The 14,108-nt window shown below is 62.9% G+C and carries 12 protein-coding genes; 3 read left to right on the forward strand and 9 right to left on the reverse strand.

Annotation, left to right across the window (positions count from 1 at the left end):
- Positions 1 to 183 precede the first annotated feature (183 nt).
- From ACJJV2_RS16865 to hemE, 4 genes are all read right to left on the reverse strand, one after another.
- Complete coding sequence (locus tag ACJJV2_RS16865) at positions 184 to 1,209, reverse strand: amino acid ABC transporter substrate-binding protein (RefSeq protein ID WP_153635024.1); 1,026 nt, start codon at positions 1,207 to 1,209, stop codon at positions 184 to 186.
- Positions 1,210 to 1,639: 430 nt separating this feature from the next.
- Positions 1,640 to 2,503, reverse strand: a complete 864-nt coding sequence (gene speE, locus ACJJV2_RS16870; RefSeq protein WP_153635023.1) for a polyamine aminopropyltransferase — start codon at positions 2,501 to 2,503, stop codon at positions 1,640 to 1,642.
- A gap of 287 nt (positions 2,504 to 2,790) precedes the next feature.
- On the reverse strand, positions 2,791 to 3,177 hold the full coding sequence (locus ACJJV2_RS16875; protein WP_215823670.1) for a VanZ family protein: 387 nt from the start codon (positions 3,175 to 3,177) through the stop codon (positions 2,791 to 2,793).
- A gap of 109 nt (positions 3,178 to 3,286) precedes the next feature.
- Positions 3,287 to 4,384: a uroporphyrinogen decarboxylase gene (gene hemE / locus ACJJV2_RS16880; protein ID WP_043331592.1), complete on the reverse strand. Its 1,098-nt coding sequence runs from the start codon at positions 4,382 to 4,384 to the stop codon at positions 3,287 to 3,289.
- A 324-nt stretch (positions 4,385 to 4,708) separates the two neighbouring features.
- Between hemE and ribA the strand changes: the two genes are divergently transcribed.
- Together ribA and ACJJV2_RS16890 are read left to right on the forward strand one after the other, a co-directional pair.
- Positions 4,709 to 5,344, forward strand: coding sequence for a GTP cyclohydrolase II (ribA, locus tag ACJJV2_RS16885; RefSeq protein WP_405282317.1), 636 nt, complete (start codon positions 4,709 to 4,711; stop codon positions 5,342 to 5,344).
- Between the two features lie 175 nt (positions 5,345 to 5,519).
- A complete protein-coding gene (locus ACJJV2_RS16890) occupies positions 5,520 to 6,257 on the forward strand; it encodes a hemolysin III family protein (protein ID WP_405282318.1) in 738 nt (245 codons plus the stop codon).
- A 112-nt stretch (positions 6,258 to 6,369) separates the two neighbouring features.
- Here ACJJV2_RS16890 and ACJJV2_RS16895 read toward each other — a convergent pair whose 3' ends face one another.
- The 5 genes from ACJJV2_RS16895 to xseB form a co-directional block, all read right to left on the reverse strand.
- Positions 6,370 to 7,647 (reverse strand): DUF4172 domain-containing protein, encoded by a 1,278-nt coding sequence (locus tag ACJJV2_RS16895; RefSeq protein ID WP_405282319.1) that lies wholly within the window; start codon positions 7,645 to 7,647, stop codon positions 6,370 to 6,372.
- A gap of 674 nt (positions 7,648 to 8,321) precedes the next feature.
- Entirely contained in the window at positions 8,322 to 8,951 is a 630-nt protein-coding gene (locus ACJJV2_RS16900) for a glutathione S-transferase family protein (RefSeq protein WP_405282320.1), read from the reverse strand.
- Positions 8,952 to 9,190: 239 nt separating this feature from the next.
- On the reverse strand, positions 9,191 to 11,113 hold the full coding sequence (gene dxs / locus ACJJV2_RS16905) for a 1-deoxy-D-xylulose-5-phosphate synthase (RefSeq protein WP_405282321.1): 1,923 nt from the start codon (positions 11,111 to 11,113) through the stop codon (positions 9,191 to 9,193).
- Positions 11,114 to 11,125: 12 nt separating this feature from the next.
- Positions 11,126 to 12,058, reverse strand: coding sequence for a polyprenyl synthetase family protein (locus tag ACJJV2_RS16910; RefSeq protein ID WP_054556401.1), 933 nt, complete (start codon positions 12,056 to 12,058; stop codon positions 11,126 to 11,128).
- Entirely contained in the window at positions 12,058 to 12,342 is a 285-nt protein-coding gene (gene xseB / locus ACJJV2_RS16915) for an exodeoxyribonuclease VII small subunit (protein ID WP_043331600.1), read from the reverse strand. Before xseB ends, ACJJV2_RS16910 begins: the two co-directional genes overlap by 1 nt.
- A gap of 321 nt (positions 12,343 to 12,663) precedes the next feature.
- Between xseB and serA the strand changes: the two genes are divergently transcribed.
- The gene (serA, locus tag ACJJV2_RS16920) at positions 12,664 to 13,914 is read left to right on the forward strand and encodes a phosphoglycerate dehydrogenase (protein ID WP_043331602.1); all 1,251 of its coding nucleotides are present in this window, start codon (positions 12,664 to 12,666) and stop codon (positions 13,912 to 13,914) included.
- Positions 13,915 to 14,108 lie beyond the last annotated feature (194 nt).

Raw genomic sequence — 14,108 nt, forward strand, 5'->3', positions numbered from 1 at the left:
CAGGCTGGGCCTCACAGGCTGGGGCACATAAGCTAAGCCTCTGGGCGGGGCCTCTTGTTGCCAGGCCCCACATGACGCTGGCCAGAGGAAGTGGAGCAAGACGCTCACTTCCCCTGGCCAGCGTCCTTGCTCAGCCTGTCATGAGGGGCAAGGCCCACCCGCAGTAAAGGGCGAGCCCGCGCATCAGCGAACCGGCGGGGCGTACTGGACGCCGCCATCGGTCCACAGTGCATTCAAGCCACGCTCGATACCCAGTGCGGAGCCGGTACCGACGTTGCGCTCGAACATCTGACCGTAGTTACCGACCTGCTTGATGACCTGGTAGGCCCAGTCAGCCGGCAGCCCCATGGCTTCCCCGTAGTTGCCATCGGCACCGACCAGGCGCGCGACGTTCGGGTTGGTGTCCGACTTCTTCTCTTCGATGTTGTCGGAGCTCAGCCCCATCTCTTCGGCGTTGATCTGGGCGAACAGGGTCCATTTGACGATGTTGAACCACTGGTCATCGCCCTGACGGACGACGGGGCCCAGCGGTTCCTTGGAGATGACTTCCGGCAGCACCATCGCGGATGCCGGATCGGAGAGCTTGATACGCAGCGCGTAGAGCTGGGATTGGTCGGAGGTCAGGACGTCACAACGACCGGCTTCGAAGCCCTTGACGGTCTGGTCGGAGGTATCGAAGACGACCGGCTCGAAGGACATGTCGTTCAGGCGGAAGTAGTCCGCCAGGTTGAGCTCGGTGGTGGTGCCGGACTGGATGCAGACGGCTGCCCCGTCCAGCTCCTTGGCACTGGAGACGCCCAGGTCCTTGCTGACCATGAAGCCCTGGCCGTCGTAATAGTTCACGCCAGCGAAGTTGAGGCCCAGTGAGGTGTCACGGGTCGCCGTCCAGGTGGTGTTGCGGGACAGGACATCAATCTCGCCGGACTGCAGCGCGGTGAAACGCTCCTTGGCCGTCAGCGGTACATAGCGCACCTTGCTGGCATCGCCCAGCACGGCTGCCGCGACGCCGCGGCAGACGTCGACATCGAGGCCCTGCCAGTTACCGGCGTCATCCGGTGCCGAGAAGCCCGGCAAGCCGGTGCTGACGCCACACTGGACAAAGCCCTTTTCCTTGACGCTATCCAGGGTCGCGGCACTGGCGCCTGTCGCCATGGAGGCGGCCAGGACAGCGGCGCTAGCGATCAGCAGTGGCTTCTTGTTGTTATGCATCGTGATTCCCTCGCGAAAGTCTGGAGTCCGCTCGATCAGCCTCGAGTCAGAAGTGGTGCAATGCATTGCATGGCACCTACCGACAATAGCAAGCCGCGTTCCAATTTCCGCCTATCGCGTGATCCGCTGCGTTCAACGCTGAAAAAAGCGCTAAAACCCAGTGATATAGGCCAAAGCCTCGGAGTGGGGCGGCGGATCATTCCGCGCGATTGCCGCGCAGTTAGGCTCATGGCGAGACCAGTTCGCCTCATATCGGTGCAAAATAAAAACGGCCGTTTCATTGCGAAACGGCCGTTGGCGGTGCAGCGATGTGGCGCGAGTGGCAGATTGCGACCAATGTCTCGGTCTGCCTGACTCAACGCTTGTTCATCCCGTCAGGCACGTTTTCGTGCCTGATGGGACTCCCTTGCCACTGCAAGGTGCATGCAAATCACTTCTCCAGCAGGCGCTGCATGAAGGGCGGCAGCACCAGGGCGGCGCGATGGCCTTCGACGGTATAGAAGTCACGCGCGAAGGTGGCGGCAGCGGCATCTTCCTCGCGGAATGACTTCACGTCACAGCTCTTGCCCGCCAGGGTGCAGCTCCACCAGCCGGACGGATACACCGGCTGCGGGAACGGCAAGGTCGCGACGCTATCAAAGCCCGCTTCGCCCATGTCGTTGCGCAGGTCCTTGATGATGGAATCGGTGTGATAGAGCGGGGACTCGCTCTGCTGCACCATCAGGCCGCCCTGCTTGAGGATACGATGGCAGCGCTTGAGGAAGTCGGTCTTGAACAGACCTTCCGCCGGGCCGACCGGGTCGGTGGAATCGACGATCAGCACGTCGATGCTCTCGTCCGGGCAGTTGTCGACCCACTTGACACCATCCTCGAACAGCAGCTCGGCACGCGGGTCGTCATTGGACTCGACCAGCGCCGGGAAGAATTGCTCGGAGGCACGCGTGACCGCCGGATCGATATCGATCTGGGTGACCTTCTCCACGCCCGGGTGCTTGAGCACCTCACGCAGGGTGCCGCAATCGCCACCGCCGATGATGACGACACGCTTGGGGTCTGCATGAGCGAACAGCGCCGGGTGCGACATCATCTCGTGATAGAGGAAGTTGTCACGGTCAGTCAGCATCACGCAGCCGTCCAGCACCATCAGGTTGCCGTAGGTCTCGGTGGCATAGACTTCGAGGTGCTGATAAGGGGTCTGCTCGTCATGCAGCTTGTGGCTGACCTTGAGCGAGAAGGCGCTGCCGTGGCGATCGAAGATTTCGGTAAACCAGGAGCCATCGAGACGTTCGGTCATGGGGGACCCTCGCATTGGATATCACAGACGGGATATCAAGGTATGGATAGAGACGGCACGATGGCCATCGGAAATTGCGCCAATCAGCACTGCGCCAGCGTCAGGCCGGCAGTTCACGGCCCGCATGACGACCACGCGGCGTGATGTCGTGATACGCGACATGCCGGGCAAGCGCCAACATGGCGCAGGCGCTGCACCATAGCCAAAGACGGCCGGAGTGGAAAGTGTTGATGCATGACAATTTCAGACAGGCCGCGTATCGATGACACGCGGCCCGGGGGAGAGGCTCAGCGAGAAGCCGGCCCGAGGCGGACCAGATGCAGAATCAGCCTGACGCACTGAAACACTCCCAGCCCGATGAGGATGCCGGCGAGGTCCGCCAGTGCATCCAGCACCTCAGCGCCGCGATAGGGAATCGCCAGCTGCAGACATTCGATGGCGACGCCCAGCAGCAGCAGGAGCGGCAGGATGATCAAGCTGGTCAAGCCCGCCAGCCGTGTGGTCAGCGCCAGCAACGCGAAGGCGGAGAAATGCTGCAGCTTGTCCCAGGGGAAGGTCTGCTCCGGGTGCGGCACGCCCGGGGAGAGCGTGCCGAACAGGATCAGCAACAGGCACAGCAGCGCCACGAAGGCCCAACCGCGGCGCGGGATGAGACGCTGCTCGACCGGCGTCATGCTGACACCCCCGCTGGCCGGCGCCCTTCTGCTTGCTGCCCTGCTGCTTGCCACCTTCTATAGGCAGCAACAGGGGTGACAGCAGAGAAGACCATGATGGGCTCTCCCATCAGCCGCGGGCGACCGGTGTCGCATTGGCGGCGTCATCCTGATGGTAGGCCGGGCTCAGCTCGTGCAGCGCGTCCATCAGGGCATTGACGTTGCCCGGGTCGGTGAACTGGCTGATGCCGTGACCGAGGTTGAAGATGTGGCCCGGGCCCTGGCCGTAGCTGTCGAGGATACGCCCGACTTCGGCACGAATGGCGGCCGGCGTGCCGAACAGCGCATTCGGGTCCAGGTTGCCCTGCAGGGCCACACGATGGCCGACACGCTCACGCGCATTGGACATCTCGGTGGTCCAGTCGAGGCCGACGGCATCACAGCCGGTGGCAGCGATGTGCTCGAGCCACTGGCCACCATTCTTGGTGAACAGGATCACCGGCACACGGTTGCCTTCGCTGTCCGGCTTGAGGCCAGCGACGATCTGTTCCATGTAACGCAGCGAGAACTCGAGATAGGCCGGTGTGGACAGGGTGCCGCCCCAGGTATCGAAGATCTGCACCGCCTGAGCACCCGCGGCAATCTGGGCGTTCAGGTAGTCGGTGACAGCCTGCGCCAGGGTGTCGAGCAACTGATGCATGGCTTCCGGATTGGAATACATCAGGCCTTTCACATGACGGAAGTCCTTGCTGGAACCGCCCTCGACCATGTAGGTGGCCAGTGTCCACGGGCTGCCGGAGAAACCGATCAGCGGCACGCGGCCGTTCAGTTCACGGCGGATGGTGGACACGGCACGCATGACGTAATCGAGATCACGCTCGACATTCGGCACGCTCAGCGCCGCGATTTCCTCGGCAGTCCGCACTGTCTTGCGGAATTTCGGGCCTTCGCCAGTCTCGAAGTAAAGGCCCAGCCCCATGGCATCCGGGATGGTCAGGATGTCGGAGAACAGGATGGCGGCATCCAGCGGGAAGCGCTCCAGCGGCTGCAGCGTCACCTCGCAGGCACGCGCGGTGTCCATGCACAGGTCCATGAAGCCACCGGCCTGACCGCGGACTTCGCGATATTCCGGCAGATAGCGGCCAGCCTGGCGCATCATCCAGACGGGAGTACGGTCGACCGGCTGACGGGCCAGCGCGCGCAGGAAGCGATCATTCTTCAAGGTCATCGGAATCACACATCAGCTCGGGGAATGTCTCGGCATTCTATCAGAGCCTGAGAAAAATCCCGCCCATCGTGGTGATGCAACAAATGCATTGGCAAATCGCCCCGCCTTTATAGTTCCTTTGCTGGCGTCATCCGACCATTGTGGTGGTGGCGGCAACAACGCTTTTCCATACAGAGCGATGAGTCATCGGCCACAGACTGGTAAACTCGCCAAATGACTGCATGCTGGCCGCCGGTATCTCGAGCGACTCATCGAGACATTGCCGGACCACCGCATGCCCGCGCTTTTTCAGCCCGGCGATTGTCCGGGCGTTCGAGGTGAACAGTGACCATTCGATTCATCGCCGCCTCGCGGCTGCCAACGCCCTGGGCGACCTTCACCATGCACGGTTTCGAGGATGAGACCACCGGCAAGGACCACATCGCCCTGACTCTGGGCGACATCGATGACGGCGCGCCGGTGCTGGGCCGCGTGCATTCCGAGTGCCTGACCGGCGACGCCCTCTTCTCGATGCGCTGTGACTGCGGCTATCAGCTGCAGGAAGCGCTCAAGCGCATTGCCGCCGAAGGCCGCGGCGTGCTGCTCTATCTGCGTCAGGAAGGGCGTGGTATCGGTCTGCTCAACAAGATTCGTGCCTACGAGCTGCAGGATGGTGGCGCCGATACCGTCGAGGCCAACGAACGTCTGGGCTTCGGTGCCGATATGCGTCGCTACGACATCTGCGTCCCGATGCTGGAGCATCTAGGTGTCAGCACGCTCAAGCTGATGACCAACAATCCGCGCAAGGTCGATGCACTGACCCGTGATGGCGTGACCATCAGCGAGCGCCAGCCGATCACCACGGGGCTGAATCCGCACAACGAGCAGTACCTCTCCACCAAGGCCGGCAAGCTTGGCCACATGATGGCGCTGGATGACTTCACCCAGGCCAGCGACGTGGATATCGAGCGCAGCGAGTAAAGGGGACGAGTCACCCGCAGGAGAGCCTGACCGACTGCCGCGGGAAAGGTCGAGCTTGCATCGCGCTGTTCAAGTCGCAAGCTCATTGCAAGCTGGACAACCCGACACTGCGTGAAATGACGACGTCACCTCGCAGGGAGTAGGCTTGAGGAGAACCCGCGCCGGAGATACCGCCATGCGCAACGACTCAAGCTCATCCAGATCACGCACATCGCTGTCAGCGCGACAGGCGCACGCCGATAGCGATGCGCACAGCCCTGAGACTCCAGCGCTCTATACCCAGCTGGAGGAATGGCTGCACAGCGCCAGCCATGGCGTCGGTGCCGTCATGGGGCTCATCGGCATGGTCGTGCTGATCGTGATGGCCAGCCTCGCCGCCGACGCCGACCCATGGAAGATCGTCAGCGTCAGCCTCTATGGCCTGACACTGGTGGTGCTGTATGCCGCCTCGACCCTCTACCATGGCGTCCGCCATCCCCGCTTGAAACATGCTTTCCAGTTGCTGGACCACTGTGCGATCTATCTATTGATCGCCGGCACCTATACGCCCTTTCTGCTGGTCAATCTGCGCGGGCCGACCGGCTGGACGCTGTTCGCCATCATCTGGTCCCTTGCACTGGGCGGCATCTTCCTGAAACTGCGCTGGCCCGAGCGCTTCAGTGCCTTGCGCGTCACCGTCTATCTGCTGATGGGCTGGCTGATCGTGTTCGCCTCACCGATGCTGGTAGAACACCTCTCCGAGAATGGCCTCACCTTGCTGGTCGCCGGTGGCATCACCTACACCCTGGGGGTGATCTTCTTCCTGATGACACGTCTGCGCTACCACCATGCCATCTGGCACCTGTTCGTGCTCGGTGGCAGCACCTGTCACTTCTTCGCCATCTATACCGGCGTATTGCCTTATACGGTGTGAGACCGCGATACGCGTGACAGCCGCTCGGCTGGACGTACCATGAAAAGGCGGGAAGGGTCATCACGACCCTTCCCGCCTTTTCATTTGCGAACTTCCTGAACTCGATTCTTCCCTATTCCTTGGCCGTGAAGATCGGCAAGCGATACCGGGTGCCACGCCCGACACCGTAACTTTCCAGTACCTGCTTGGCGGTCAGGTCGGCGAGATCGCGGGCGGCGGTAGGGTCGGAGGTATCGACCAGGGCGCGGTATTCGGCGCGCCCCACGCCCTCTTCGTCATCTCGCTCCAACAATGTCAGTACCAGCTCACGCTGGCGGGCATTCAGCGGCGTACGCGCGTGCTCCAGCCACAGTCGCTCGGCGCGCTGGACGCGCTGGTAATGGAAGGCCGTCCGACGACCGGCGTCGCGCAGACGCAAAAGCCACCACTCGGCCCAGACATTCATGTCACCGGGCGGTGCGTCCTCCACCTCACCATTGAGCGCGCGGTCCAGCTGCGGCGGCAGCTGATGGCCGCTGGCCGAGGTCTGGGGCTTGCCGAGATAACGCTGCTCCAGCTCGCGCAATTCATCCTGATGCTCGAGCACTACCGAGAACAGCGCCTGGCGGCGCCAGCAGAGTTGCTCCAGCGCTTCCGGCTCCCAGCGCTCGGCGGCCTTGCCGACAAACTCGCCCTGCTGCTGCAACGCGGCCAGGGCATCGATTCGTGTCAGCCAGCGCATCAGCAGCAAGCGCCCGATCAAGCCGTTGCCCAAGGCCAGCGGTGCGAGCGCCTGCCAGTGCGCATGCAGCTGCAGGGCATTCAACACCCCTGAGTTATCCACATCCGGTTCTTCCGTCGCCAGACGCTGCCAGAAGACATCCAGCTCCCGGTCCAGCGCATCGGGGTTCTCCGCCGGGGCGCGATAGCGCAAGCGCTTGAGACCGTAACGACCGCTGACTGCTTCGTAGCGCGCCTCGCGCCATGCCCCGAGAGGCTGACCACTGCTGCGCGGCAGGAAAGGCCCCAGACGCCGATGCCACTCGAGCACCTGTTGGCGGGTCAGCGGCTGGAATGCCGTGCGCACGACTTCCAGCGTCACATCCACGAAGACGTCGACGCCAGGCGCCGGCCCGCGCGGTGACTCCTGATGGCCGGACTCCAGCCCCAGCGCCTGATACAGCGCATCACGCAACGCCGCCCGCCCGAGCACCACGCCAGACAGCTGGGCACTGGCTTCCATCTCTTCGCTGAGGAGCGTCGCCTCGAGACGCAGGCGTTGTCGGGGATAGAGATTCTGTCCCTGAGCGACCAGCGGTGACATCACCGCCTGGGTCGCCGCCAACTGCCCCATCAAGGGCATAACCTCCAACCGCCCCCGTGGCCAGTCAGGCTGCTGCCAGATCCACATAAGTTGTTATTCCCATTGAGATTTTCATCAACATCTTATCAAAAAGATCCGCAATAAACCACATATCGAATCATTTGGTGATGCGCAAAATAGGAAAGATGCGATCATCGCTCTCGATTTGATCACTATCATGTCATGAAAATCTAATAAACCTCTCAACTCCATGATTTTCATCGGATATGTCGCCACTCACATCGCATGAGTGCTGCCCTCGCCCTCACCACGATCAACACTTGACCATCATGACGAAAGAGACCAACTACCGAATCATTAATAGATACGCAAAAGAATCAACAGCGCATCATTCACCACCGAATGCCTGAAACCCGCCCTCGATCGAGGGCCTGCCTCGCGCCGCCCTGCCTCGCGCCGCCCTGCCTCGAACTGACCTGTCTCGAACTGAACTGCGTAGCCCGCCACCAGACAACCTGGGGCGCACCCCAGACGATTGACGCCGCTGAACGAGCAAGCCGACCTCTCAACCTCGTCAGGCGCCCTGCAAGCGCCCCTGAGACCCAGAAACGAAAAAGGCGCCACCCTGATATCAGGATGGCGCCTCGTGGCGTGTGCGCGCTCTCAGCGCGCTTTCATGACGTCATTGCAGTACATGCAGGACAGGTCAGCCCGTCAGCTTGGCCTGTGGCGGCGTTCGATGACGTTTCCGGCAACAGGGCTCAGTGTTGCTGGCACTCCTCGGCGGCCTGTTGCTCGCGCTGGCGGCCCCGCTCGCAGGCAGGACGCGCCCGCACCTCTTCGCCCCATTGCTCAAGCACGGCCGGCAGAGGTTGCCCGGCCATCTGCGCCCAACTGAGGGTCTGGGCGAGGAAGATATCGGCGACACTGAATTCCTCGGCCACCAGCCAGCCCTGACCACCGAAGCGGCGCTGAAGTGCCTTGAGAGCACGCTGGAATTCCCATTGGGCTGTCTGCTTGATGGCATCACAGCGCTGGTCCTCCGGCAGCGCGAAGGTGTGCTTGGCCAATGTCCACAGCGGCTGCTCAAGCTCGGTGGTCAGGAAACTGAGCCATTGATCCATCTGTGCCTGCCCGGCCAGCGATTGTGGCAGCAGGCGCCCTTCTCGCGCCGCCAGGTAGCGACAGATGGCACTGGACTCGAACAGGGCCAGCTCACCATCCACCAGGGCTGGTGCCTTGCCATCGGGATGAATGGCCAGGTATTCAGGGCTGTGCCCCTCACCGGCCTTCAGATCCAGACTATGAATCCGGTAATCGAGCCCCAGTTCCTCGAGCGTCCAGGCGACCCGCAGCGAGCGGGAATTCGGATAGCTGTAGAGAGTCAACATGGTCGGGCGCACTCCGTGGCGTTGCGGTGGTGACTGGCGCAGGTGAAGGCTTTCGCGCCAGCCAGGCCCTGGCTGCTTGAGCAGAGGGCTTGATGGTCATCCAGCATGGGCGGGAAGTCGCGGAGTTTCCATGCATCCTTCGCCGTCCCGCCGCAGGCAGTCACGCAACGAAAAACGCCTGTGGACAACTCGAACTCTCGAGTCATCCACAGGCGTTTCGGTATTGCATGCCACCAGGATCAGCTGCCGAGGCGAGCCTCGATACTGGCGCGGATGCCGGCGGCATCCAGACCGCAGTCACGCAGCAGCTCGACCGGCTTGCCATGCTCGACGAAGCCATCCGGCAGCCCCAGCAGCAACATGGGCTGAGCCAGTCCCGCGTTCAGGTAGAGCTCGGCCACGCCGGCTCCCGCGCCACCCGCGATGGCATTCTCTTCGACGGTCACGACCAGGTCGTGCTCCGCGGCGATCTCGAGCAGTGCCTCGCGGTCCAGCGGCTTGATGGAGCGCAGATTGAAGTGGGTCGCGTCCAGCGCCTCGGCGACCTCAGCCACCGGCGTGCTCATGCTGCCCACGGCGACGATGGCGACACGCACCTCGGGGCTGCCGCTGATACGACGGCGATATTCCCCCTGACCGATGGCCATTGGCGTCAGGTCGGCATCGGTGGCCACCCCCGGCCCGGTACCGCGCGGATAGCGCACCGCAGCCGGCCCGGGGTGGGCCAGTGCCGCGCTCAGCATGCCACGGCACTCGGCTTCATCGGCCGGCGCCATCAACACCAGCTCCGGCACGCAGCGCAGGAATGACATGTCCAGGCTGCCGTGATGCGTCGGGCCGTCTTCACCGACCAGACCGGCACGATCGATGGCAAAGGTCACGTCCAGTTTCTGCACCGCGACATCGTGGATCAGCTGATCATAGCCACGCTGCAGGAAGGTGGAATAGATCGCCACCACCGGCTTCATGCCTTCACAGGCCATGCCCGCTGCCACTGTTACCGCGTGCTGCTCCGCGATGGCGACATCGTAGTAGCGATCAGGATATTCCTTCGAGAAGCGCACCAGATCCGAGCCTTCCCGCATGGCCGGCGTGATGCCGATGACGCGCGCATCCGCGGCGGCGGCGTCACACAGCCAGTTGCCGAAGACGCTGCAGTATTTCTGCGGCTTGGGAGCCGGCGCGTCGGTGACGGCAGGCGCCTGCTCGGCTGCCTGAGGCGCGGCCTTCTCGAGCTTGGTGATGGCGTGATAGCCGATCGGGTCACGCTCCGCCGGCAGGAAGCCCTTGCCCTTGCGCGTCACCACATGCAGGAACTGCGGGCCATCCAGATCACGCATGTTGCGCAACGTCTGCACCAGCGCCGGCAGGTCATGGCCGTCGATGGGGCCGATGTAGTTGAAGCCCATCTCCTCGAACAGCGTCGCCGGGCTGATGAAGCCCTTCATGTGCTCTTCGGTACGCTTGGCAAGCTCCAGCGCACCCGGCAAGGGCGACAGCAGTCGCTTGCCGTTGGCGCGCATCTGGGTATACGGCTTGCTGGCCAGAATACGTGCCAGATAGCTTGCCAGGCCGCCGACGTTCTCGGAGATCGACATCTCGTTGTCGTTGAGCACGACCAGCATATTGGCCTTCACGTGCCCGGCATGCGCCAGTGCCTCGAACGCCATGCCAGCCGTCAGGGCACCATCGCCGATCACCGCACAGGCGCGCCGTGACTCACCCGCCGTGCGGGCGCCGAGCGCCATGCCCAGCGCCGCACTGATCGAGGTGCTGGAATGGCCCACCCCGAAGGTGTCGAACTCGCTCTCGGCACGCTTGGGGAAGGCAGACAGGCCGTTGTACTGGCGCATGCTGTACATGGCTTCACGACGGCCGGTCAGAATCTTGTGCGGATAGGCCTGATGACCCACGTCCCACACCAGACGGTCATGGGGCGTTTCCAGCGCATGATGGAGGGCCACGGTCAGCTCGACCACACCGAGCCCGGCACCGAAGTGCCCGCCGGTACAGCCGACGCTGTAAAGCAGGTAGGCGCGCAGTTCGTCAGCCAATTGGCGCAGCTGTGCCGCGCTCATGGCGCGCAGCGCTTGAGGTGTCTCGACCGCATCGAGCAGTGGCGTCGCGGGGCGCGCCTGAGGTATCTCGTCAAACAGCTTCATAGGCGTCAGGAATCAGTGGTCTCGCTCGATCATGTAGCGCGCCAGCACCGCGAGTGGCTCTGCGGCCTCTCCCAACGGTGCCAGGGCATCCAGGGCCTCTTGCAGTAGCTGACCTGCTCGCTCTTGAGCACCTTCGAGTCCAAGCAGCGAGGGATAGGTCGGCTTGTCGCGCGCAGCGTCAGCACCGGCCGTCTTGCCAAGCGTTGCGGTGTCGCCCGTCACGTCCAGGATGTCATCCTGGATCTGGAAGGCCAGGCCGATAGCCGAAGCGTAGCGCTCCAGGGCAGCAAGACGCGAATCCTGCTCGTCGACTGCCACCAATCCACCCAGACGGACCGCAGCGCGAATCAGCGCGCCGGTCTTGTAGGCATGCATGCGTGACAGCGCCTCTACCTCACGGAACTGCCCGACCGCCTCGAGATCCAGCGCCTGACCGGCCACCATGCCGCGCCGCCCGGAGGCCTCGGCCAGGGTACGCACCAGGGCAGGTGTCCGTACATGGCCGGTCGTCGCCATCACTTCGAAGGAGAGCGTCAACAGGGCATCGCCCGCGAGAATGGCGGTCGCCTCATCGAAGGCGCGATGCACGGTGGGACGGCCACGCCGCAGGTCGTCATCGTCCATGGCCGGCAGGTCATCATGGACCAGCGAATAGGCATGCACCAATTCGAGCGCCGCTGCCGCCGCGTCCAGCGCAGCGCGGTCAGCGGCCTCTTCATCGCAGCCCAGGGCACGACCCACCGCATACAGCAGCACGGGACGCAGACGCTTGCCGCCACCCAGCACGCTGTAGCGCATGGCGTCCTCGAGACGCTCACTCACCGCCGCACTGCCGGGAGTCAACAACGCCTCAAGCACGGCCTCACTGCGCGCCTGTCCAGAGCGGATCAGCTCGCTGGCCTGCGATGCAGTCGGCGTGACTTGCGTATTCAATCCACCTGACATCACCAGTCCTTCTCCTCGTCCGCTTCACCCGCCATGCTGCCTGCGGCATCGGGCGCCGTAAACGCCGTGGGCGTCAGCGCTCCCTCCGGGCCTTCCACCAATGCCTGCAGGCGCAACTCGGCGCTGTCGAGCCGCTGCTGCGCCTCACGCGCCAGGCTCACGCCCTCTTCAAAAGCGCCCAGTGACGCTTCCAGCGACATGTCGCCAGCCTCGAGCCGCGTCACCAACCCTTCAAGACGGGCCAGGGTGGCGGCGAAATCCTGTGGCACTTCCTTTTCGGCCATGGGTGCTCTCGCTCATCCGACCGGGCGGGCCCGGTGTCTCTGTGTGGAGCGCCAGTATAACCCGAAGGGCTTCACGACGCTGCCCACCCCCTGCGCACGCAGGAAGAGTCACATCAAACGGCTGTGCTGTGAATTTTTCATGCCCGGCACGCGGACATTTCATCCGGAGGCCCCGTCGGCTGTGATATTCTTTGCTCCCCTGTTGACAGCACGCCCCGCTGTTTCTCTGGCATTTTCTTGAGGTGTGACACGCCAGCAGGTCATGAAAAAGACCAAACGAACAGAAACGCCGGCATGACCGGCGAGAGGGTTGATCCGACAATGGCCAAGACGTCCCTGGACAAGAGCAAGATCAAGATTCTATTGCTCGAGGGTGTCCACCAATCCGCCGTGGATAATTTCCTCAACGCGGGTTACACCAACATCGAACTGCTTCAGACCTCGCTGGCCGAGGAAGAACTGATCGAGAAGATCCGCGATGTGCACTTCATCGGTATTCGTTCCCGCACTCAGCTCAACGAGCGCGTGATCTCCGCTGCCGAGAAGCTCACCGCCATCGGCTGCTTCTGCATCGGCACCAACCAGGTCGACCTGGAAGCCGCACTGAAGCGCGGTATTCCCGTGTTCAACGCGCCCTACTCCAACACTCGCTCGGTCGCCGAGCTGGTACTGGCCGAAGCCATCATGCTGATGCGCGGCGTGCCGGAGAAGAGCGCCAAGGCACATCGTGGCCAGTGGATGAAATCCGCCAAGAACAGCCATGAGGTCCGCGGCAAGACGCTGGGCATCGTGGGCTACGGCAGCATCGGCTCCCAGCTGTCCGTGCTCAGCGAATCCCTGGGCCTGGACGTCATCTACTACGATGCCGTCACCAAGCTCGGCATGGGCAATGCCCGTCAGGTGGCAAGCCTGGAAGAGCTGCTGGCGCGCGCTGACATCGTCACCCTGCATGTGCCGGAAATCCCCTCCACCAAGTGGATGATGGGCAAGCAGCAGTTCGCGCTGATGAAGCAGAACAGCGTCTTCATCAATGCGGCACGCGGCACCACCGTCGTCATCGAAGACCTGGCCGAAGCCCTCTCCAGCGGCAAGCTGCTGGGCGCCGCCATCGACGTCTTCCCGGTAGAGCCGAAAGGCAACGGCGAAGAGTTCGTGTCTCCGCTGCGCGAGTTCGACAATGTCATCCTGACGCCGCACGTCGGTGGCTCCACCATGGAAGCCCAGGAAAACATCGGTGTCGAAGTCGCCGAGAAGCTGGTGACCTACTCCGACAACGGTACCACCATCGGCTCGGTCAACTTCCCGGAAGTCGCCCTGCCGGCGCACCCGGAAAAGCACCGTCTGCTGCATATCCACGACAACGTCCCGGGCGTGCTGTCACGCATCAACCAGGTGCTGTCCGAGGAAGGCATCAACATCTCTGGCCAGTACCTGCAGACCAACAACACGGTCGGCTATGTGGTCATCGATGTCGACAAGGCCTACGGCAAGAAAGCGCTCGAAGCGCTCAAGACCGTCGACCATACCCTGCGTATCCGGACCCTCTACTCGGAAGCTGATTTCGAGAACTGAGTCCGTACTCTGCTTCATGGCCGTGGAGCAGAGGGCAGGCAAATGAAAACGCCGCAGCCAGAAATGGCTGCGGCGTTTTTTGTTCCGGAGTACCAGGCACGTTGATCGCCGCGCCTTGCGTCCCACTCCCCTCTGTCATGCCTCAGCCGGTTTCCCATATACTGGCAATGCCGGGCCAAGACCAAGGGCGTGTT

Origin of the sequence: Cobetia sp. Ld8 (assembly GCF_045066615.1) — a bacterium.
GTDB lineage: Bacteria > Pseudomonadota > Gammaproteobacteria > Pseudomonadales > Halomonadaceae > Cobetia > Cobetia amphilecti.